Here is a 21,673-nt window from a genome sequence, read left to right as displayed (position 1 = left end):
CGGACACGATATTGAAATGAGTCGTCTCGATAAAAAGCAAGCGCTGTTAAACACAGCGCTAACACTCTTTGTTAGCCAGGGGTTTCATGCAACCTCAACCGCCTCTATTGCCAAACAAGCAGGGGTGGCAACTGGCACGCTATTCCATCACTTTTCGTCAAAAGATGAATTAATGAAACAGCTGTTTCTCACAATCAAACAGGAATTTGCCGATGCAATAAAAGCGCAGCTCAGTCAACAGGGCGACTTAAAAGCTGACACTAAGCATTTATGGCAAGTCGCGATAGATTGGGCAATAGCCAACCCACTCAAACAAGAATTTTTCCAGCAGTACTCTATGTCTCCTTCAATCCCCACTGCGATTCGTCAACAAGCCATGAACGATATTCTCAGTTTTATGGGGGAATTGATTTTACAGGGGCAAAAAACGGGCGAACTTGCAGATTATCCACTATCCTTGATGCAAGAGAGTTGTCATGGTCAGTACTTGGCAGCCACTCGATATTTTCTTGACCACCCAGATATGTGGCAAGATGAAGCACATAAACAGGCAAGCTTTTCGATGTTTTGGAATGCAATGAAAGCCTAGTTTAGCAATAGCAAACTCATGGATGAGCCTTGTAGTCGCTATTGCCTTGTAGCTGTGATATTCAAAGGAGTGAATATGTTAAGAATGAAAACCGAATGCGAGCAATGTAAAACTAAACTGGCGCGTAAATCTGTCGCCTATATCTGCTCATTCGAATGTACCTATTGCAAAAGCTGCAGTGAAAAACTGCACTTTAGCTGCAAAAATTGCCAAGGCGCATTGGTACTTAGACCTCCAAGGTTAATTGAGCCTTTTAAGGTCCCTGCATCAGAACTTAAAAACACTCTGTTTAGTTAAACAACAGCGAAGACACTAAAGCCAGCACTCATGCTGGCTTTTTAATCGGTTGCTGACTGCGGTAACCATACACTAACACACAAGCCTTTATTTTCACGGTTATGTAAACTGATTCTACCGTCGTGCGCTTCGATGATCTCTCGGCATAACGGCAAGCCTAAGCCGGTTCCCGACTGTTTAGTGGAATAAAAAGGTAATAGAGCTTGGCGTAAAACATCTGCTGACATCCCAGAACCAGCGTCATTAATCTCAATACATATACCTTGAGTTTGTTCCGAAAATACTGAGTCTTTAACTTCTAAACTGACTTCACTTAAATCAGAACCAGATTCATGCGCATTTTTAAGCAAGTTGAGTAATACCTGCTCCATCTGGATCAGATCAAAACTGGCATGAGTTTCTGGTAAATCCCCCAATAACTTAAATTGGTAATGTTGTTTTAATTGCGCAATTAAGCTGTGCCAATCCACTTTAGACTTCGTTGGCAGAGGCAATTTAGCAAAGCGAGCATAATTAAAAATAAACTGACTCAAGTGACTTGTCCTATCTTCGATTGTATCGAAAATAAGCTTGAGCTTGGGATCATCTAACTCTTTGGTGATCATGCGTCCAGAATTTACCATAGAGGCAATTGGTGCCACTGAGTTATTGAGCTCATGACTTATAATCCGAATGACCTTTTTCCATACTGCCACCTCTTGACGATTGAGCTCCCTCGTCATCTGTTTAAGCAATATAAGATGATGAAACTGGCCATTTAACAAAAATTGGCCGCGAGAAAGATGCCAAGTTTGCCCTTCGTCATCTGAACTCTCGGTCAACGAAAACAAACCATCTTTGGGATTATTGACTGCATTTGCAAGCTCTGGCGAGGCTTCATCGAGCAACTGAGCTAAACTCATGCCTTCAATTCTGAGTCCGTCATGAAATAAGTGTCGCGCGGCATCATTTGCGTAAATAATCCGTTGGCTATCATCGAGTAATAACATCACATTAGGCGAACTCTGGATCACCTTATCGAGTAATAACTCTCGCTGATAAATATACTGGCGCTCTTTACGTAGGCTTTCCGCTGAGTCATTAAATAAACTTGCTAAAGCATGCAACTGTTTATCACCAGTAACAGGCAGGCTGACACTAAAATCATTATCTTTAAAGTTAAGTAAACCTACTTCCAACGCCATCAGGCTGCTAGCTAAGCCACGGCTGGCAATATAGCTTAGGCATGCCGTCAGCAATAACGCCAAAACAAATAAGCTAGCAAACAGCCAAGCGTCATTAGCAAGCATTTGTTGTACCTGTGCAGATGCAAGCCATACCAAACAAGTAAATGCCAATATCAGGCCTGCAGCACAGGCCAACACAGAACTCACAATTAACTTAGCCCTTAATGAAACCTTAATAGCGCTGCTCCTGTTTACTTATCAATTTGATATTTTTGCATACGCCGATAAAGCGCTTGCCGACTCAAGCCCAATGACTTTGCGACCCTAGCGATAACCCCTTGATGCCGCTCTAATGCCGCCACTATTTCGGCTTTTTCATCAACAGCAGACTCACTGTCCTCATTTACGCTTGTACGACTTTGGCTTGAAGCTTGATGCTCACTAGTTCTTTCAATCGGAGTCTGAGCCGCCACTAATGCTTGTTCAGTCACTAAGCCAAAATCAGTACTAGTCAATTCGGCGCTTTGAGCCAAAATGGCAGCTCGCTTACAGGCATTTTCAAGCTCGCGGACATTACCAGGCCAAGGATGAGATAGCAGTGCCTGTTGCGTTTGTTTTGGCAACGTAAAGTCAGCACCAATAAAGTGCTCAACGAGGGGCAAAATATCATCTTTACGCTCATTTAATGAAGGCAAAGCAAGCTCAATCACATTAAGACGATAGAAGAGATCTTCTCGAAAGGTTCCAGCCTGAATATCTTCAGCCAGATCAGCATTTGTCGCGCTGATCACTCGCACATTCACGCTGCGAGTTTGGTGGCTACCTAAACGTTCAAACTCACCGGTTTGCAATACTCGGAGTAATTTTACTTGACCTGACAGCGGTAAATTACCTATTTCATCTAAAAATAGCGTACCACCATCGGCGGCCTCAAAACGGCCAATTCTAGCCTTAGTTGCGCCGGTAAATGCCCCTGCTTCTGCGCCAAATAATTCAGCTTCGAGTAAGTCAATTGGCAGTGCACCGATATTCACTTTAATTAAAGGTCTGTTTTTTAGCGTCGAGTTAGCATGAATGATATCGGCAAGCTTATCTTTACCAGCCCCGTTAGGCCCAGTGATCAACACAGATACATCTGATTTGGCGATCTGCAATGCTAAATCAACACAGCGCTGCATCGCGCCGCTATTGAAAATCATGCCACATAAATCAGCATCTTTAATTGCCGCCATACGCTGAGTTTCAACTCGACTTAATTGGGCATTTTGTTTTGACAATCGATGCAATGAAATAAGATTACTAATGCTATTTAGTAACTTAGCATCATCCCATGGCTTGCCCATGTAGTCAGCTGCGCCCTCTTTAACTAGCTCTACCGCCAGCTCAAGCTGAGTCCAAGCTGTTAGCAAAATAATAGGAAGATCCGGTTGCTGCTGCCTAAAAGCATAAAACAGTCGTTTGCCCTCTTCACCAGAGGTGGTGTCTTGGGTGAAGTTCATATCTTGCACCACCAAAGCCACATCGTGTAACTGCACGAGCTCAAGGGCGACTTCGGGAGATAAGCAGGTTAAGGTCTGATAGCCATTAAGCTCTAACATTAAAGATAGTGCGTCACACACAGCCTGGTTGTCATCGACAATTAAGATGGTATCCATAACTTTTTTATTATTATTCCTTTAATGTATTTTTAGCTCAACGACTTACAAACCTCTGAAAGCCCATGAGATAGCTTTCGTAAACCCAAGCTGTAATAACCTGCTATAAAGCTACCCGAAAGCCAACCAGAGTGAAAGAGCGACTCTGAATTGGCTTTACTTAGTAGCAATAGTCTTACCGGCTAAACTTTTACCCACCAACCTGACAAAGCAAATTTGCTCGCTAGTCCCTTAAACACTACGGGTGGCTGTTGCCGGTGATATTTTTGCGGCTTTTTGCGCAGGAAAAATCACTGCGAAAGTAGTCAATACCAGTAAACCAGCAACTGTCGCTATGGGATAGAACAATTCCAGCTTAGGTAAGCTATATAGCGCCATTAGCTGCTGACCAAGTTGTACAGCAATTAATCCACCAATCACACCACCAGTGATACATATCAGGTAATTTTCAACTAAAAAGAAACTAACAATATCTCGTTTCTTAGCGCCTAATGCACGTCTAGTACCGATTTGCTTAGTGCGACGCTCAATATTAAACATCACCATTCCCGCAAGACCGAGGGAAGTGATAAGCAGTAATAAAACCACCATCATCGAAAGTACAGTCGCCATTAGCTCATGATCACGATATACAATATTGCGGTGTTCACTGATAGTGGTAAAGCCGCGTACGACTCGGTTAGGGTTTTCTTTATGTAGTGCAGCAGGAATGGCTTCTTTCAGCCCGACAATAGCCTCTTCATCGGCGCGTACTAATATTCGATTAAATGCAGCCGCGAGTTCAACATTAATAATCATGCCGCGTTCTAGGTTATTGTTATCGACCCAAGCACCTTGTAAACGCTCAACCACCCCGATAATTTTCATCGGTTGATTACCTATTTCACCGCGATACATCACTTTACCAATCGGTGATTCATCGCCGAATGTTTCTTGTGCATAAGCCTTAGAAACAATCAGCAAACTGGCTAATTCAGATCCTCCGGTTAGCACTTCATCGGGATAAAAATTACGGCCTTCAATAAGTTTTAAACCGAGTGTTGCGATCATTTGTTCATCACCGTAATAAAGCGGAGCGTTCGCAGCATCAACACGATCCTCTTTACTGGTACCATATGAAAAGTTAGAAGCCCAGCCGCCACCACTCAGCGGTGTCATGCTACTGACGGTTGCGGCTTTAACCCCCTCAAGATTACGAATAATCTCAATATCACGCTTAGTTTGACTGACTGGATCCATCCCATCGTCGAAATTGTAAATATCAAGATCAAATACTTCTGACTCGGCAATCCCTGATTCACGGCTCATTAAACTGACACGTTCAGTGATAATAAAACTGGCATTAGCCACAATCGCGACTGACAATATAATCTGTACTAATAATAAAATTGGCCCGCTTTTACTGCGCATCAACATGCTAATTATGGGTCTTATTTGCAACATAGTAAGCTCCTTTCTCACTCTGTAACTTATTGGCTCTTAAGGTAAATGCTTGGGTTAGTACTGCAGATCCGCCACGCTGGATACAGACCTGCAATAATCGCTGCGCTAACCGCTATCATTGGAGCAATAAGCCACATACTTTGATCTAGCTGAGCTAAAGACTGTTCTAAATCAAACTTAGACGATAAGACATACAGCGCGCCCCAAGCCCAGAGTAGTCCGAGTGCTCCTCCACAAAAGCCGATGACCCCGACTTCAACAATATGCTGCGAGAAAATTTGTAGCCGACTGGCACCAATGGCGCGTCTAACCCCCACCTCAGGTGCTCGTTTTAAAAATTTAGCAAGTAGCAGTCCCAGCATATTGACTAAACACACCACTAAGAACAAAACGCTTAAACCAACCAACACTTTATTGTCTTCAGGCACCACGTTATGTTCTTTAAGCCATTTATCAACGTCACTAATATCGCCATGCGCCTCAGGGTGTTTAAAGCGACCTAAACGCTGTTGCTGCTCAACATAACGCGATAGCCACTCTTGATATTCCTGCTGTTTAGCCGGTGTATCGAGTTCAACCCAATATTGATTCCAGTGCATTTCCGATGCGAGCTTATCGCTATAAGTTCGTATGTCTTCATGACGCCAACTGTTGTTATTGCCCCAACTTTCATACTCTTCAATCGGTGCCAACGAAAACGGCACAAATATCTGCTCTGAATCATTAAAGGCACCATTATTTACGTCGTAATATTTCGGGCTTGGGTTCCACTGTGCTGTGACTCCAACGACTTGATAAGGTTTACGGTTAAGTAATATGCTTTTACCTACACTGTTAACGCCGCCAAACGCCTTTTGGTTGATCTCTTCACTAATAACAACTTTATAGCCCCCTTCACTATCGACTTGTTTATCCCAAGGGCCACCATAAACAAAGGGCACTTCAAATAACCCAAAGAAATCACTATCTATTACTCTCACGCCTTCAAGGATCGGGGAGAAATTAGGATCTTCTGTTTGCACCGCAAGACCAGTTCTGAACATGGCTGTTTGCCTAACTGGAATCGTCGACTTTCTTAAGTTATAGGCATCTTGATAAGTAATTTGTGGAGTGAGCCTCTCCCAAGTATCGTTATCTTGACTCATTAACCGCAGCGCAAATAACTGCGATGAACGCTCTCCTGCAGGATTGATTGACGCCATTTTGTAAACGTTTAAGGTTGTAATGGTAATGCCGATCCCAATCGAAATAGCTAACACCATAAGTAACGATAAAAACGGCGTTTTTTTAATGCTGCGCCAAGCCAGATCTAAATAGTAAAAAAACATATGCTCTCCTTAGCTTGGTCTTAGGCAACTGATGCAGCATCTGCTATAGACTGTGTTTTCCCGCGATTCTCGCCAGCTTGATACATAGAAAAATCACACACTTGGCCGTCAACGATTTGAATATTTCGCTGGGCGCGGCGAGCTAAATCAGCATCATGGGTGACCATAATAATAGTGGTGCCAGCTTTATTAATATCCTCTAATAACTCCATCACCTGACGTGCCATTAAACTATCTAAGTTACCCGTTGGCTCATCTGCGAGTAAGAAACGAGGTTCACCAGCTAACGCCCTAGCGATGGCGACACGCTGCTGTTGTCCACCCGATAACTGAGTCGGAAGGTGTTTCATTCTCGCCGCCAAACCAACTTGTTCTAATGCTCGCTCAACCCGCACTTTTCGCTCTTTAGCATTAAAGCCTCGATAACGCAGCGGTACTTCAACGTTTTCCGCTAAGTTAAGATCTGAAATAAGATTAAACCCCTGAAAAATGAAACCTATCTTTTCATTTCGAATGGCGGCACTTTTGTTATCGCTTAGATTTGAAATATTGACCCCATCAAGAAAATAATCACCATGGTTGAAGCCTTCAAGCAGGCCTGCAATGTTCAAAAAGGTGGTTTTACCTGAGCCAGAAGGTCCAGTGACAGCAACAAACTCCCCCTCATTGACTGCTAAATTGAAATCTCGTAATGCGTGGGTTTCCACTAAATCAGTTTTAAATACTTTGCTGATATTTTTCATTGATAACATGGTTTATATTCCCTTAATTCTGTTCGTCCAAATTTACGTCCAATCGTCATCTTTACTTAAATTCAGTTTATTCGAGCCGCTGTATTACTGGTTTATCGCGGCTAATAACAACTCAATCGCCCTAATAATTAGCTGCTTAACATCACCACAAGACACCTCTAAAACACTGCCTAGGCTCACAGATGTTTCACTGCCAATTTCAATCAAATTCAAACCAATGAACATCCAATCACCCGTTCTTTCAGTTGCAACTTGCACCGCTATCACAAGCAGCAACAATACGGCTGCAGTGATAATTTGTTGCTTGTTTAGTCTGTTATTAATCATGGTCGCTTCCTTATCTGACTAGCGGACTAATACCTGTTCAGCTTTATTAAAAGGTTCGATACTTGATGTCACCCAAACATCCCCAACCTCACCGCCTTGAATCACTTCAATGTGACTCATACTACGAGCGCCTAACTGAATAGCGGTTTTCTCCGCAATATCATCGTGCATCACATATACCTGTTGACCACCGCCACTGGTCACAAATGCGCCGCGTTTTACCATCAACACGTTTGGACGGTGCTCTAATAACACTCTTGCTGATAGGCGCTGATTTTGGCGTAACTGCAAGCTATCGCTTTGTTCAAAGCGCACTCTTGCAGTGACTTCCCGATTACGCACCTCTGGAGAAATTGAGGCCAACTCTCCCATTACCATGACCGAGCCAAAACTCAACTCAACAGCCATGCCAATACCAAGCTCATCAGCATAAGATTCAGGTACTGCAAGCTCAGCTTCAAACGCACTTAAATCAACCACAGTGAGTATCGGCTGGCTCTGCGCAATTCGCGCTTTTTGCTCCGTAAGCCAGTTACCAATAATGCCTGCTACTGGCGCCTTAATATTGAGCGCTGCGACTTGACGTTCTAGCTCGTTAACAACCAACGCCTGACGTTGCACTTCCAACGCAGTATTTTTAAGCTCAAAGCTCAGGGTATCTTTCATCAACTGCGCTTCTTGGCCTGCATGAGCAAATAGCAACTTAGCTTTTTGTAAATCATCTTTACTCTTTTCAAAATCAATCTTACTGATCAATTTAGACTCAATTAGCTGATCCCCACGGCGACTTTCTCGATCTGCAGCTTCGAGATCGACCTTTGCCATATCTAAGGTTTGTTGAGCTTTAAGCTGCTGACGACGGGCATCTAAACGCGCTCTCTCTAATGAGCTTCTCATACCTTCCAGCAATGCTTGCTGCTGCTTAAGATTATTCGTGAGCTTGTGACTCTCAATACTGGCGACGATATCTCCTTGCGCAACTGTGTCACCTGGCTTAGCAATTAAAGTGACGGAGCCTTGCTCAGGGCTGTACAAAACTGGGGCATTGGCAGCAACTATTTTGCCTGTAGTTGGAATATCTCGAACCAAAGTCCCCCGCTCTAGCGTCGCAAACCTTAGTTCAGAACGTTTAATTGATGTGGCGATTGAGTCGCTATCCATGCTCGACCAAACAAGACCAGAAACCAGTAACGCCACTATGCCAAATATAGCTGGCAGCTTGAGCTTACTTGAGGTATTTGCTTGCTTAATAATGTCTTGTCCGCTGGTATCTTGAATCATCTTCTTTCCCTAAAGTGTCCGCTGCAGCATTAAGCGTTTTCGATAGGCCTATTAATACAAGCACTGTGCCATAAATTAGAAGAGAGAAAATAAACAAATAAAACCAACAAGATAACTAAATCAAAAACAATCAGGTTAGTTAAGAGTGTCCGTTAGTAACACTTAAAAGTGTCCGATTATGTTTAAAAGTGTCCGCTTAAAACCTAAGTGTCCGTTACTTGTCCATCGAGTAATCACAACAAAATCATCAGTATCTACAACTTGGCATTAACAACGATATTTCAGTTTCAACACGATATTTAAAGATCAGCTTTAACGATATTTCGTGGTTGATAGATCTTGCTCCAACTTATTCCGTCTAATCCCGCTATTTCTCGCCTTGGCATGCTAACTGCTCTTTTAGGACTAATTAAAAATAAATCAAAAGCAACATAGCTTTAGTAAAAATAGAAATAGGGAAAATGATATGAATAAGAAACTGTTAGCCTTGCTAATTCCATCCATGTTAATGGCGGGCTCTGCGCAAGCAGTTGAAATCTACAATGACCAAACTAATAGCATCAACATGATGGGTTGGTTAGGTTTTGCAGCCATCAATGACACCCACGACACCGCCGTTGTTGATAATTTCTCACGTGTGGGCTTCCGCTTTGACCGCCAAGAGAAAAATGGCTGGCGCAGCTTTGCTCACACTGAGTGGGGCATCAATATGGTCACGAGTGATGACTCACTCAATTACACTGGCGGCCAGCTAGGCGCTGAAAAAAGCTCAGACTTCCTATTTAATCGTCTAGGCTACGTCGGATTAGCAAATGACAAATGGGGTAGCCTAACCTTTGGTAAGCAATGGGGTGCATACTACGATGTGGCATACACGACCGACGTGCTCAACGTATACACAGGTTACTCTGTAGGTGCTTACACCTTTGGTGATGGTGGCCTTACTGGTGCTGGTCGTGCAGATTCAGCCTTTATCTACCGTAACTCATTCGGCAAGCTGAGCTTCGCGTTACAATACGCAGCAAAACAAAATGGTGATGTAGCGCTATATGATAAAGATGGCATGCCAATCAACGATGGTTCACATGTTGATTTCGACACTAGCTATGGTGCCAACATTGCTTATCACTTCACTGATAAATTTAAGATCTTAGCAGGCATTAACCGTGGTGACTTTAAAGGTGAGCTAGCGGGTGAAAGAGTTGACGATACTAATGAAATCATCGGTATCGGTGCCCAATACGGCTCGTTCTACCAATATGCGCCAAATCGCGAAGCTGATGGTTTCTATGTTGGTTTCAACGCTCATAAGAGTAAGCAAAATGAATTAGTAGGTGGTGAGCTATACGACTCTACTGGCGGTGAATTTTTGATTGCTTATCAATATGAAAACGGCTTTGTACCTAGCTTCTTGTTGTCTTACCAAGATTTAGATACCGACAAGACAACTGAAATTCAAGGAGACTGGACACGTCAGTTTGCGGTATTAGGTCTGCATTATCGTTACAGCAACGACACAGTTATGTTTGCCGAAGCTAAAATCGACTTTAGTGAAATGGACGATAAGAGCTATGAAGATCTACAAGACAATAGCTACTCTATCGGTATTCGCTATTTCTTCTAACTCACTAAATGACTCAAACGCGCTCATCCCTTTACAGCGCGTTTGAGTATTAAAAAACTCATCCCCTAAAAGCCATTGAGTCCTCATCATTCTTAATGGCCGTTGTAACATCAGTCCCTGCAATAAAAAACACTTCCTCGGAAGTGTTTTTTTATTGGTTTATAGACACGTATTTTGATTAACACAAACCCAATTTTTTCATTCTGCTCTTCAAGGTATTTGGATTCACATCAAGCAGTTCAGCCGCGCCACCAGGGCCATAAAGCTTACCGCCAGTGATACGCATCGCATGATTGATGTACTTACTGATCATAGTATCAAGTGGTACCAATTTATCGCTGGCATGACTAGGGTCGACAATAATGGTTTGCCCGCTTTGGGTCGGCACTTCTTCTTTAGCTGCCGCAGTTAATAAGTCAAAGCTAAGCGGCCCCGATGGATTTTGAATAATTGCCCGCTCCAGTACATTTATCAATTCACGTACGTTACCCGGCCAAGCATAATTATTAAGCACTGCTAATTGCTCTGGCATCACCCTAGGTAATTTTTCTAAATTGAATTTAGCAGCTAAGGTTTCAATGAAGTGTTGTACCAGCAGCGGAATATCACTGCGACGTTGGCGTAATGATGGAATATCAATAGGAAAAACCGCGAGTCGATACCAAAGATCTTCACGGAAGGTTTTTTCATGCACCATGGCCTGCAAGTTTCTATGAGTGGCCGCAATGACTCGAATATCGAGATCGACACTTTCAAAGCCACCCACTCGGGTAATAGTGCTATTTTGTAATACTCGTAATAAGCGCACTTGTGCAGATAGCGGCAACTCGCCTATTTCATCAAGAAAAATAGTGCCACCATTAGCCTGCTCAAAATAACCAGCCTTACGATTTTCAGCGCCAGTAAAAGCGCCCTTCTCGTAACCAAACAACTCAGAGTCAATCAGAGTTTCAGGAATTGCGCCGCAGTTAACTTTTATAAATGGCTTACCTGCACGGTTAGACTTGGCGTGAATAGCGTTAGCAATGACCTCTTTACCGCAACCGGTTTCTCCCTGCATTAACACGCTGGTATTCAACCCTGCAATGGCGTCAACCTGCACCATCACTTTCTTTAAACCACCTTCAGAGCCAACAACACCATCGGCAGAAAATACGCCTCGTCTGAGGTTATCATTTTCCTGACTCAACACTTGATTGGCTTTAAGTAGGTTTCTACCACGTAAAGTAAAGGCGGTAATTAGCGATAATGTATCCTTGTGGGGTTCAATAAGATCCGCATGCAAAGGCTTAAATTGTCCGGAGGTTTTAGAATAAAAGCCCACAACACCAAGGTGAGTGTTACTGCTGATCATTCGCAACAAGATCACAGATGAGATCTCTGGGATTACCTGCGGCGCGACAAAGTGAGTCACTTGATCATGTTTGATGTCATTAATGATCCGAATAACTGGACGGTCGTTTTGCTGCAAAACCTCAGCCATATCAGTAGAGATTTTTACCTGTTTATCAAGTGCTACCGCTTGTTGCTCGTTAACATGAGATAGGAATTGAATATCACCATGCTCAGGCCGATAGATATTGAGGAAAATACCGTCAATCGGTAAGTGCTGCTTGATAAACTCATAATAACGCTGCAGAGCAACTTCGAGAGATAAACTACTACATAAGCAATGAGTCGCTTGATAATAAAATTGTTCTTTCATTGAAATCTCGAGTTAATCACGAAGTTTCATGATGGTAAATCATTGCATATATAGGATCTGTGCCCCTGTTCATAAATTAATGTAAACAGAGGCTAAATTAATAGCCAAAGCTATTCGTCTAGCTTATTAACGCCCAAGGTAAAAGCTTAATAAGGCCACCTACTCTACAACTATAGTTGATTCTGTGAGTTCAGCGGTAATATATAAAAATATGTGAATTAGTCTAAATAATTTTAGCATCTGTGATGCTGTCACATCCAAATTACGACGCAATACTAAATAGCAAAACTTCTTATATTTATCGCGATTAATTTAAAACTAAATCAGAGTTCACAAATATATAGTGCAGCACAACAACAAACGACTTAAAGCACGTAGAATTGAATTACCGACTAACTACTAAAGAGTGAAAAAGCCCAGTGCCAAAGGGAGATAGCCATACTCTTCGCTCAACAACAAAGGAATAAGCGAGATAACAATAAGGCTGATATGCCACACTCGTCATTAAGGTTGTTTCAAGTTTATATATCACTGCTGCTGACTCATTTATAATCGGTAAGCCACACATGGCTCAATTTAACACCCCGTATTTCAAGCAGAGAAAACTAACCATTGGCAACAGTGATAAGCATCACAAATAAATATTTATAAAAACATATAAAAATGGGCAATTACCAATCTAAAACAGTAAGCAACTAATAATAGTGAATGTACAACTTATTATTGAGCCACTACTTAAACATAATATTAGTTGTTAGATTTTCACACTTTTTGCTAATGATATCTCAAGATAACCACGAAATATCAAGGCTGCCAACCATGATATTTCGTGATTTTATGTTCCTGCTCATAAATAAACAGCATTCAAGTCGCAATTGAACAGTTGGCATAGTCGCTGCAGCTTTACCTGTATCAAATCGGGCACAGATAGCTCGGATAGCCAAATAAAATACAGATAGGGAACCAAGAGATGAACGACAAAGAACAAGTTAGTCTAGGCAGACGCCAGCTTTTAAAAGGCGGCGCAGCTATGGCGGTTGCCGGGCTAGGAAGTAGCGTAGCCTTGTCAGCTAATGCCGCATGCGTACCACAAGCAGATGCTAAGTTTGACGAAGTTGTTGATGTGATCGTAGTAGGTAGTGGCTTTGCGGGAATGTCTGCCGCACTTCAAGCCAGAGAGAACGGCTCTAGCGTAATGATTATCGACAAAATGCCGGTATTTGGTGGTAACTCAACCATCAATGGCGGTGCAATGGCGGTTGCTGGTTCTCCACTGCAAAAGAAAGAGGGTATTGAGGATTCTGTTGATGTTATGGTTGCTGACATGCTTGAGGCTGGCCGTGGCATGAACGATGTCGAAATGCTAAAGCTAGTGTGTAATGGTACTTCAGAATCTTGTGATTGGTTGATTAACCACGGCGTTGAATGGAAGCCTTTCGTGCAACATTTTGGTGGTCACTCTATTCCACGCGTGCTACAAACCGTGCAAAGCTCTGGTGCTGGTATCATTCGTCCATTAATTAAAGTGGCGAAAAAGAACGGTATCGAGATGCGTAACCAAGCCAAACTTGAAGGCTTTATTAAAGATGAAAATGGCCGTGTGATCGGTATTGATGTACGCCAAGGTTATTACTTCCCTAAAGAGCGTACCGGCAAGATGATTAAAATTGGTGCCCGTAAAGGGGTGATCATGGCTACTGGCGGCTTTGGTAACGACATTGAATACCGTCAAATGCAGCAGCCTGAATACACGAATCAGTTGGACTCAACTAACCATCCAGGCGCAACATCTGAAGCACTAAAACAGATGATGCTACTGGGCGCAAACCCAATCCATTTAGATCAAATTCAATTAGGCCCGTGGGCATCACCAGATGAAAAGGGCTTTGGTACCGCATCTCAGTTCAACACCATCGCAACTTACCCAAGCGGTATTGTGGTTGATGTGCGCACCGGTGAGCGTTTCTTCAACGAACTTGCTGACCGTAAAGCACGTGCAGATGCCATTATGACCCGCCGCGATGACCAAGGTAATCCTGTATACCCAATCGGCTTTACTAACGCCGAAGGGGCAAAAGATGCACAAACGTTAGATTGGGGTCTGAAGTACAACGTCATTAAGAAAGCCGACACCCTAGAAGAACTTGCAAAAATCTACAACATGCCAGCAAAAGCGCTAATTGCTCAAGTTGAGCGCTGGAATGAATCTGTGACTAACGGCAATGACAGCGAGTTTGGTCGCCCTATGCAAAAAGCGATGTTACTCGATAAAGGCCCTTGGTATGGCGTGCGTATGTGGCCAAAAGTGCACTACTGCATGGGCGGCGTAAGAGTAAACACCGCATCTGAAGTGTTACACCTAGTGACCAATAAACCTATCCCAGGTCTGTACGCTGCCGGCGAAGCCACTGGCGGTATTCACGGTGCAAGTCGCTTGGGCGCATGTGCCGTAGCCGAAGGTGTAGTAACTGGCCGTAATGCTGGCCGCCACTGTGCAGAAAACCAAGCTGTGACCTTAAAACTTGCTTAATAAATCGCTACTAAATTTAATAAAAAATTATAGGAATGATGAATATGAAAACCACTAAAAATGTTGCCTTAACAACTCTTGCTTTAGCCCTTAGTGCTGGTCAAGCAATGGCTGCCGATACTGTTGTACTAGACGGTAAAAGTTTGACACAAGAGCAAGCATGGCAAATTGCAGATGGCGCTAAAGTTAAAATTGCTGCTCAATCTGCAACCGCACTAGTTAAGGCTCATGAACTACTGATGGAAGCTGCACGTTTAGGCAAGCCTGTATACGGTCTAACTGTGGGTGTGGGCTTAAACAAAGACCACAAACTATTTGATGCCAATGGCGAACTTAGCCCTGAAGTAATGAAGGCATCAAAGTCATTTAACTACAGCACACTGCGCGCTCACAGCGCGGGTGTAGGTGAAGCGATGCCAGTTAAATTAACTCGTGTTGCTCTCGCAGTTCGTCTAAATACCATTTTATCTGGCCACACTGGTGTACAGCCTTACGTTGCTGATTTATATCAGGCCTATTTAAACAACGACATCACGCCAATCATTCCATCTAAAGGCACGGTTGGCGAAGCTGATATTTTACTATCATCACATGTTGGTCTAGCCATGATTGGCGAGTGGGACGTGATCTACAAAGGCGAGCGCATGAACAGCGCGCTAGCAATGAAAAAAGCCGGCATTAAAGCACTTGATCCTGTAGGCAAAGATGCATTGTCGATTCTGTCAAACAACTCAGTTGGTGTTGCCTACGCAATGCAAGGCTACCGCGATGCTAAACACCTACTAGAAGTATCACCAACGGTATTTAGCTTAAGTCTTGAAGGCCTAAACGGTAACGTTTCGCCATTCTTGCCGCAAACGAACGACATTCGTCCATTCCCATACTTGAAAGAAGCCACCAGCGAGATCCGTAACGATCTATCTGGCAGCTACTTATGGGATGCAAACCCAGAGCGTCCACTACAAGATCCATTAAGCTATCGCACCACTGCATACACTTTTGCTAGTGCATACAAAGCGCTTGCCGATCTTGATCAAGTAATTGATATTCAAATTAACCACTCAGACGACAACCCAGGTGTTATCGTAGGTGCAGGTATTGATTACGGTAACAACTCTCAAGTATCAAAGTACTTAGTTGAAGGCAAAGGCGGTGTGTTCCCAACCACTAACTTTGAGCCGCTACCGGTTGCACTTGCTGTGCAGCAGCTAAGCATTGCCCTAACCCATGTATCACACAACAGTGCGATGCGTACTATTCATCTATCAGATGACCACTTTACACATCTACCGCGTTTCCTAAGCGCACCGGGTAACAATGGCCATGCTTTTGGTGCAATTCAAAAGACATTTGTTGATATGCAAGTACGTAACAAAGCCTTGGCTAATCCAGTATCGTTCGACGGTATTGCCATTGCCGGTAACATTGAAGATACCTTCACTAACCTAAAACTAGCGTCAGAAAGACTAATTCAAATCGTTGATAACACAAACGTGATGTACGGTCTTGAGTTAATGCATTCAACCCAAGCAATCGACCTACGCAAACTAGCTAACGATAAGCTAAAACAAGGCGAAGCAACTAAAGCCATGTACCAAGCATTCCGTAAGCAAGTGCCATTTGTTGAAATCGACCGTCCATTTACACCAGACATTAAGGCATCAACCGCATTTATCGCCCAGTACTAACTGTTAGTACTAAGAGTAAGCACTAAACATAGATTTTACTCAGCTAAAACACTTTTGCTCTTGCTCAGCGTTACCAATACCGCTCCCTTTGGTAAGGCTGAGCAAGCCGCAATTGTGCCCTAAAGCCATAAAAGCAAGATGTTATACAAGTTATCGGGCGCTACGCCCAACAAGGATTAAAGATGTTAAAAGTATTATCGACTATCTGCATGCTAATGTTGATAGCTATCCCAAACGCTAATGCAATGAAGATTAAAGACTATCACCAAGAGATCATGACTGGTGATAACGGTAAAGTTGAATGTAGCGCGTGTCACGGTGATGCAAAGCGTAAAACCATTCCTGAGGCCAGCGCATGTGAAAGCTGCCATGGCAGTGTTGAAGATATTGCAGAGCAAACTAAACGTCCTGCTGGTGCTGGCCATGATGTTGAGCCTAACCCACACGATAGCCTACATTACGGTACTGACTTACCTTGTACTTACTGCCATATGGAGCACAAAGAAAGCAAGGTTTACTGTAACCAGTGTCATGAGTTTGAATACCCAGACATGAAGCGATAAGTTCGAAGATTTACCAACCAAAGCCACGCTAGTATGTAGCGTGGCTTTTTTCTAGGACGCTCAGCCCTTTGTTTGCTTTTCCTAGAGCCTAAGCCCTAGCACCTTTCTTTACCTTTCCTAGGGCCTTTTTTTACTTTTCCTAGAACCTAGAACCTAGAACCTAGGACCTTTCTTTAGCTTTCCAAAACCTAGCACCATTCTTTACCTTTCCTAGCACCATTCTTTACCTTTCCTAGGGCCTTTCTTTGCTTTTCCTAGGGCCTAGGACCTAGAACCTAGGACCTAGAACCTTTCTTTAGCTTTCCTAAGACCTTGTTTAAACCGCCTGCCAAAACACGGTAAATGAAGCAAAAATCGCCACAAACCAAGACAGTGAGCGTAAAGTACCTTGATCCATTAAATACAATAGCTGATACGCAACACGAGCGATAACATGCACAATCGCTGCAGTTTCGGCAACAGCATTCACTTTATCTGTAGCAATAACAGCTAATACCGACAGACCAAAAATAAGCAAAGACTCAAACGCATTTTGATGACCCGCTACAGCACGCGCACCAAAGCCAGTAAGCTTAGATTGCTGCTCACGTGGATGGTTGTTGTCATATCCCCCCAATTTCGCCATGGCAACAGCCACCGGCCCTTTAGCCGCATAAGGCAGCAACATGGCAATAAACAAACAGATAAGTAATGTGGTCATGGTAAATCCTTTTGTTATTATTTTTCGCTAGTGCAAGCAATTGATTGTAATACCTATGTGCACCACTTAAACATGAAAAGACGCCACAGGTAAAGCCCTTGTGGCGTCCACTTTGCAGCTGACGGCTGCGATTATTCGGCAACCGCCTTTTTCATCTGCAAACCAATAAAGATAAAGCTAAGCCCTTCAAATAGAAAAGAAACCCCAATAAAAACACCCAAAATAGACAATGAAAACTCTGGATTGCCCATCAGACTAAAAAAGTAACCCGCTATCAGCGTCGAAATTAAGCCGCTCACCACAATCCAGCGCCACCCCGCTAAATTACTGCGACTATTAAAACCGAAAAACATTCGTGTAACGCCATTAAACAGCATAATGGTAATCATCATAATCGTAATGGTGAATAAGCCGACATAGGGCTCAGCGATAATCATGATGCCACCAATAAGATAAAACAGCGCGCTAATCACATACCAGAAATTGGATTTCCACTTCGGAATACTAAAGATATGATAAAGCTGTACTATGCCAAGCACTAAGAAAATAGCGCCTATAATCGCGGTGATCGTCACCCCCACAGCAACCGGCAAACTAATGGCAAAAATGCCACCTAGCGTAACCACAGCCCCAACCATTACAAACCACTTCCAACCTTTACTTAGCATCGCATTGACAGGATTATTCATCAGTTTTCCCCTATGTTATCCGTTTCTAAGTATTGGTCAGCATTAGCAATATAACTAGGTTAGATGGTTTTTTTGTTAACACAAATAATGGCAAGCGCTAAAACATAAGATTCTAAAGCTGATTAGCTAGCAGACTAGGTAGACGCGATAAACCTTACAAGGTTTATCGCCAGTAGAAATGAGTACTAACGCGCTTTATCTAACGCATCGCATAATGCTTCAACACCGAGCAGAGCTCTTGGTGCTGCACGGTGAAGTAAATCGGCATTAAGCTGATAGATATGCTGGTTTTTAACCGCTGGAATTTCTGGCCACTCACTCCAGTTTATTCCGATGATGTTGCCCTCATCTTGGCTTTGTAAAATCACCTGTGGATGTTTTAATACCACGGTTTCTAGACTCACCTGCGGATAATCACTTGCCGCATCAACAAATACATTATCGCCATGACACACAGAAATGATCTGCTGGATCCAACTGCTTTTAGCCACAGTACGCAGTGGGGTAGACCACAATTGATAAAATACCTTTACCTCTGGCTTAGCAAAATTATCATTACGCAGTTGTACTAACTTAGCCCGATAACCATCAGCCGCTTGCTTAGCTTGAGCTTGATTACCAGTCAGTTCACCTAACGCTTCAAGCTCATCCGCAACCGCCTCTAATGTCTTAGGGTTACTATCAAACACCTTAAAACCTAACTCTTTAATCCGCTGAATATCTTCAAGCTTATTACCACTAGCCCAAACCACAACGAGATCGGGCTCTAGCTCCAAAATACGTTCAATCTGCACGCCGTGGTATCCACCTATACGGGGAATATCCCGTGCCGCCTCAGGAAAGTCAGCATATTCAGTGGTTGCCACAATAGAGTCTCCAGCACCAATGGCATACAGCATCTCCACTGAGTGTGGTGACAACGCAACAATGCGCTTCGCTGGCTCAGCTGCAAAACTCGACATAGATACCGAGGCAAACAGACTTAACGCTATCAATAACTTATATAAGATGTTCATAAAATCCTTTTAAAACAGGCTATAGCTGACTAAGACTCGCCACAGGAGTCTAGGTTATAACAAAGCCAACATATCGGGTTGCATAGCTTGACATAAGCCCGTTTGAAGTTCCAATAACCACCAGATTACTTTGATATAAAATATCAATTCACACTGATATTAAGGAGTACTAATAACTCCTATAACTAATTTGCTAAGCCAATATTGCCAACAGATGTTGTTTATCACGATTAGCATAGATAAATGCCGAGACCTTGCCCCGGCACTGACTAACTTAAATTGATATTACAGTTGGGTTTGAGCTAATTGTACCAAGCGCTCAACACTACTGAGGTTTTCTTTCAACCCGTGAGTATCGGGCGCTAATCGATACGCCTTGGTTAACGCTAACAAGGCTCGATCATAGGCTTTGATATCTAATAAAATTTGGGCTTGCAAAGTCAAAGCGCGCACAGCACTGGTTTCAATGTCTGCTGCTCTTGCTAGTAAAATCTGCGCTTGCTGCTGATTACTTGATCTAAGTAAAAGCGCTTGCTGAATATAAGCTTCACCATTTAACGGGTTTGCCTTTACAGCTTTTGCAAAAGCACTCGCGGCATTAGCATCCCGCTGAAAAGTTAGTTCCGCACGACCAAGCAACATCCACAGCTCGCTCTGCAAAGACTGATTAGCGGCAGGATTAGAGAGTAAGCTGCTTGCTAGCTGCTTTACTTGCTTGGCCTGCCCCATAATTAACAAGTAATCGAGCGCCGCCACTATTTGTTTAGGCTCCGGCAGTGTCTCTTGATTAACCAAGCTTGTTAACGTTTGATTAGCTGAACCAAATGCACCGACTTTTAGATACATTTGGGCCAACTGCCAACGAATATTATTTGTTTGGGAGCTCGTTTTGCCGTTCAAGCTAAGCGCAAGCTGCAAACTATTAATCGCGGCAATATCTTCACCTCTATGCTGAGCTATATTCGCTCGAACCAGTAATAACTCTGCATCCATTGTTTGCTGAGATAGAAGAGTTTGCAAAATACTCTCTGCACTAGACCATTCTTGCAATGCAATATTTACCTGCAACAAGCCTTTCAGATAACTATTATTTAAGCCATCTAGCACTATTGCTTGTTGATAAGCAGCTTTAGCGGCCAAATATACTTGCTGCTTGAGGTAACCATAGGCCAACATGCCATATAAACTCGCTGAAGCTTGGCGTTTAATAGCCGCCTGCAACAAGGGTCTAGCCATATCAAACTCACCTTGCTGAGTATAGATACCAGCTAGAACACTCTGTGCCCGAGTAAAATCGGGCAAGGCAGCTAAAGCTTGATTTAATGAACTCACTGCAGATTTGGTTTGATTTTGCTGCAACTCAATTGTCGCCAGAGTATATAGTAAAGCTGCATTTGTTGGTTTGTGCTCACCAAGCCCTTGCCTAAGTTCAATACTCGCGGCCTGTAAATCTTGCAACTCAAGTAATCGAGTGACTTGCTTTAAGACCTGTTGACCAGACACATTCACCTGAGGTTCATGCATTCCAATAGGAGCAGTGGAAAAAGATGGCACAGGTAAAGGTACACTAAGGTTAACACTGGCCTCTGCATGCATAGTGCTAAATACTGCTAATAGCGTTAGCGATAAAACAAATAATTTCTTTATATTTAACATTAAACTTTGATCCTTACTGGCCAATAAAACTCGGCTTTTACCTTTTCCCCATGCCTCATTGGCGCTGTAAAGTATGCTTGCTTAGCAATTTTGCTCGCTACCACCGTTAGCTGAGGGTATTGCAGTTCCGGCGTACCGACCAACTCTACCTTGCCTGTCTCATGAATAATTACATGTAACATGAGCTGCAATTCGGTCACCCCTTGTGCTGCAATATCACTTGGTAGGCGAGCATTAATTCGATTAATCAAGCGAGGTGCCTGATCAAGTTGCTCCAGCCCAAAAGTAGCTATTTCATCTAAAGCCTGACTTTGCCCAACAACAAAGTCCGGCAATAAATCTTGCGGCTTGCCAAAATCCGAACTTGGTTCGATGACTCTAGGCAACTCCGCCTCTATTGGGTTGACTTGTAAACTGGTACCCGTCGCATGTTGTGGCAATAGCAATTGTGGAGCGCTGCTGACACTTGATTGTATTTGCGTTTTTGGAGGAGGTGGCGGTGGCGTTAATTTAGCGATATTAACTTCCCGCACAATTAGAGTCGTTGATGCGGCTTGCGGCGCGTTTCTTAACCCTTGCATAAAAATCAGTAACAGCACCATTGCAAGCGCGACTAAGGTGTTAAATAACGGCCGAGGTAAACAATTTAATAGCTTCGTCATCT

Annotated in this window: 19 protein-coding genes; 6 read left to right on the top strand and 13 right to left on the bottom strand. The window is 43.2% G+C overall.

Features of this window, described 5'->3' with window-relative positions; translation table 11 throughout:
- The first annotated feature begins 16 nt into the window (after positions 1–16).
- Both L884_RS0103570 and L884_RS22760 read left to right on the top strand, forming a co-directional pair.
- On the top strand, positions 17–589 hold the full coding sequence (locus L884_RS0103570; RefSeq protein WP_028766200.1) for a TetR/AcrR family transcriptional regulator: 573 nt from the start codon (positions 17–19) through the stop codon (positions 587–589).
- A 75-nt stretch (positions 590–664) separates the two neighbouring features.
- Positions 665–886, top strand: a complete 222-nt coding sequence (locus tag L884_RS22760) for a DUF1272 domain-containing protein (protein WP_084221387.1) — start codon at positions 665–667, stop codon at positions 884–886.
- Between the two features lie 41 nt (positions 887–927).
- Here L884_RS22760 and L884_RS21680 read toward each other — a convergent pair whose 3' ends face one another.
- The 7 genes from L884_RS21680 to L884_RS0103535 form a co-directional block, all read right to left on the bottom strand.
- Positions 928–2,259, bottom strand: coding sequence for a sensor histidine kinase (locus tag L884_RS21680; RefSeq protein WP_245603056.1), 1,332 nt, complete (start codon positions 2,257–2,259; stop codon positions 928–930).
- Positions 2,260–2,303: 44 nt separating this feature from the next.
- Complete coding sequence (locus tag L884_RS0103560; protein WP_028766199.1) at positions 2,304–3,707, bottom strand: sigma-54-dependent transcriptional regulator; 1,404 nt, start codon at positions 3,705–3,707, stop codon at positions 2,304–2,306.
- Positions 3,708–3,938: 231 nt separating this feature from the next.
- Positions 3,939–5,150: an ABC transporter permease gene (locus L884_RS0103555; RefSeq protein ID WP_028766198.1), complete on the bottom strand. Its 1,212-nt coding sequence runs from the start codon at positions 5,148–5,150 to the stop codon at positions 3,939–3,941.
- A 26-nt stretch (positions 5,151–5,176) separates the two neighbouring features.
- On the bottom strand, positions 5,177–6,478 hold the full coding sequence (locus tag L884_RS0103550; protein ID WP_028766197.1) for an ABC transporter permease: 1,302 nt from the start codon (positions 6,476–6,478) through the stop codon (positions 5,177–5,179).
- Between the two features lie 20 nt (positions 6,479–6,498).
- Entirely contained in the window at positions 6,499–7,230 is a 732-nt protein-coding gene (locus L884_RS0103545; RefSeq protein ID WP_028766196.1) for an ABC transporter ATP-binding protein, read from the bottom strand.
- A gap of 84 nt (positions 7,231–7,314) precedes the next feature.
- The gene (locus tag L884_RS0103540) at positions 7,315–7,557 is read right to left on the bottom strand and encodes a hypothetical protein (RefSeq protein WP_028766195.1); all 243 of its coding nucleotides are present in this window, start codon (positions 7,555–7,557) and stop codon (positions 7,315–7,317) included.
- Positions 7,558–7,575: 18 nt separating this feature from the next.
- A complete protein-coding gene (locus L884_RS0103535) occupies positions 7,576–8,838 on the bottom strand; it encodes an efflux RND transporter periplasmic adaptor subunit (RefSeq protein ID WP_028766194.1) in 1,263 nt (420 codons plus the stop codon).
- 466 nt (positions 8,839–9,304) lie between these two features.
- Between L884_RS0103535 and L884_RS0103530 the strand changes: the two genes are divergently transcribed.
- Positions 9,305–10,462, top strand: a complete 1,158-nt coding sequence (locus L884_RS0103530) for a porin (RefSeq protein WP_028766193.1) — start codon at positions 9,305–9,307, stop codon at positions 10,460–10,462.
- 178 nt (positions 10,463–10,640) lie between these two features.
- On the opposite strand, the gene L884_RS0103525 is transcribed toward L884_RS0103530, so the two are convergent.
- Positions 10,641–12,167 carry a sigma-54-dependent Fis family transcriptional regulator gene (locus L884_RS0103525; RefSeq protein WP_028766192.1) on the bottom strand — a complete coding sequence of 509 codons (1,527 nt, stop codon included), beginning with the start codon at positions 12,165–12,167 and terminating at the stop codon, positions 10,641–10,643.
- A 970-nt stretch (positions 12,168–13,137) separates the two neighbouring features.
- On the opposite strand from L884_RS0103525, the gene L884_RS0103520 reads away from it, so the two are divergent.
- The 3 genes from L884_RS0103520 (at position 13,138) to L884_RS0103505 (ending at position 16,948) form a co-directional block, all read left to right on the top strand.
- Complete coding sequence (locus L884_RS0103520; RefSeq protein WP_028766191.1) at positions 13,138–14,697, top strand: flavocytochrome c; 1,560 nt, start codon at positions 13,138–13,140, stop codon at positions 14,695–14,697.
- Between the two features lie 38 nt (positions 14,698–14,735).
- Positions 14,736–16,385 (top strand): HAL/PAL/TAL family ammonia-lyase, encoded by a 1,650-nt coding sequence (locus L884_RS0103515; RefSeq protein WP_028766190.1) that lies wholly within the window; start codon positions 14,736–14,738, stop codon positions 16,383–16,385.
- A gap of 182 nt (positions 16,386–16,567) precedes the next feature.
- Positions 16,568–16,948 (top strand): cytochrome c3 family protein, encoded by a 381-nt coding sequence (locus L884_RS0103505; protein WP_028766189.1) that lies wholly within the window; start codon positions 16,568–16,570, stop codon positions 16,946–16,948.
- A gap of 316 nt (positions 16,949–17,264) precedes the next feature.
- Here L884_RS0103505 and L884_RS0103500 read toward each other — a convergent pair whose 3' ends face one another.
- The 5 genes from L884_RS0103500 to L884_RS0103480 form a co-directional block, all read right to left on the bottom strand.
- Positions 17,265–17,648 (bottom strand): MAPEG family protein, encoded by a 384-nt coding sequence (locus L884_RS0103500; protein ID WP_028766188.1) that lies wholly within the window; start codon positions 17,646–17,648, stop codon positions 17,265–17,267.
- A 131-nt stretch (positions 17,649–17,779) separates the two neighbouring features.
- A complete protein-coding gene (locus L884_RS0103495; protein WP_028766187.1) occupies positions 17,780–18,337 on the bottom strand; it encodes an HdeD family acid-resistance protein in 558 nt (185 codons plus the stop codon).
- Positions 18,338–18,522: 185 nt separating this feature from the next.
- Positions 18,523–19,353, bottom strand: coding sequence for a cobalamin-binding protein (locus tag L884_RS0103490; RefSeq protein ID WP_037410288.1), 831 nt, complete (start codon positions 19,351–19,353; stop codon positions 18,523–18,525).
- A 285-nt stretch (positions 19,354–19,638) separates the two neighbouring features.
- Positions 19,639–21,009 carry a tetratricopeptide repeat protein gene (locus L884_RS0103485; RefSeq protein WP_028766185.1) on the bottom strand — a complete coding sequence of 457 codons (1,371 nt, stop codon included), beginning with the start codon at positions 21,007–21,009 and terminating at the stop codon, positions 19,639–19,641.
- Positions 21,009–21,671, bottom strand: a complete 663-nt coding sequence (locus L884_RS0103480) for a hypothetical protein (protein ID WP_028766184.1) — start codon at positions 21,669–21,671, stop codon at positions 21,009–21,011. The genes L884_RS0103485 and L884_RS0103480 overlap by 1 nt, the downstream gene beginning before the upstream one ends.
- Between the last annotated feature and the right edge of the window lie 2 nt (positions 21,672–21,673).

This window comes from Shewanella fidelis ATCC BAA-318 (assembly GCF_000518605.1).
Taxonomy (GTDB): domain Bacteria; phylum Pseudomonadota; class Gammaproteobacteria; order Enterobacterales; family Shewanellaceae; genus Shewanella; species Shewanella fidelis.
This window is presented reverse-complemented; position numbering and strand designations above follow the sequence as displayed.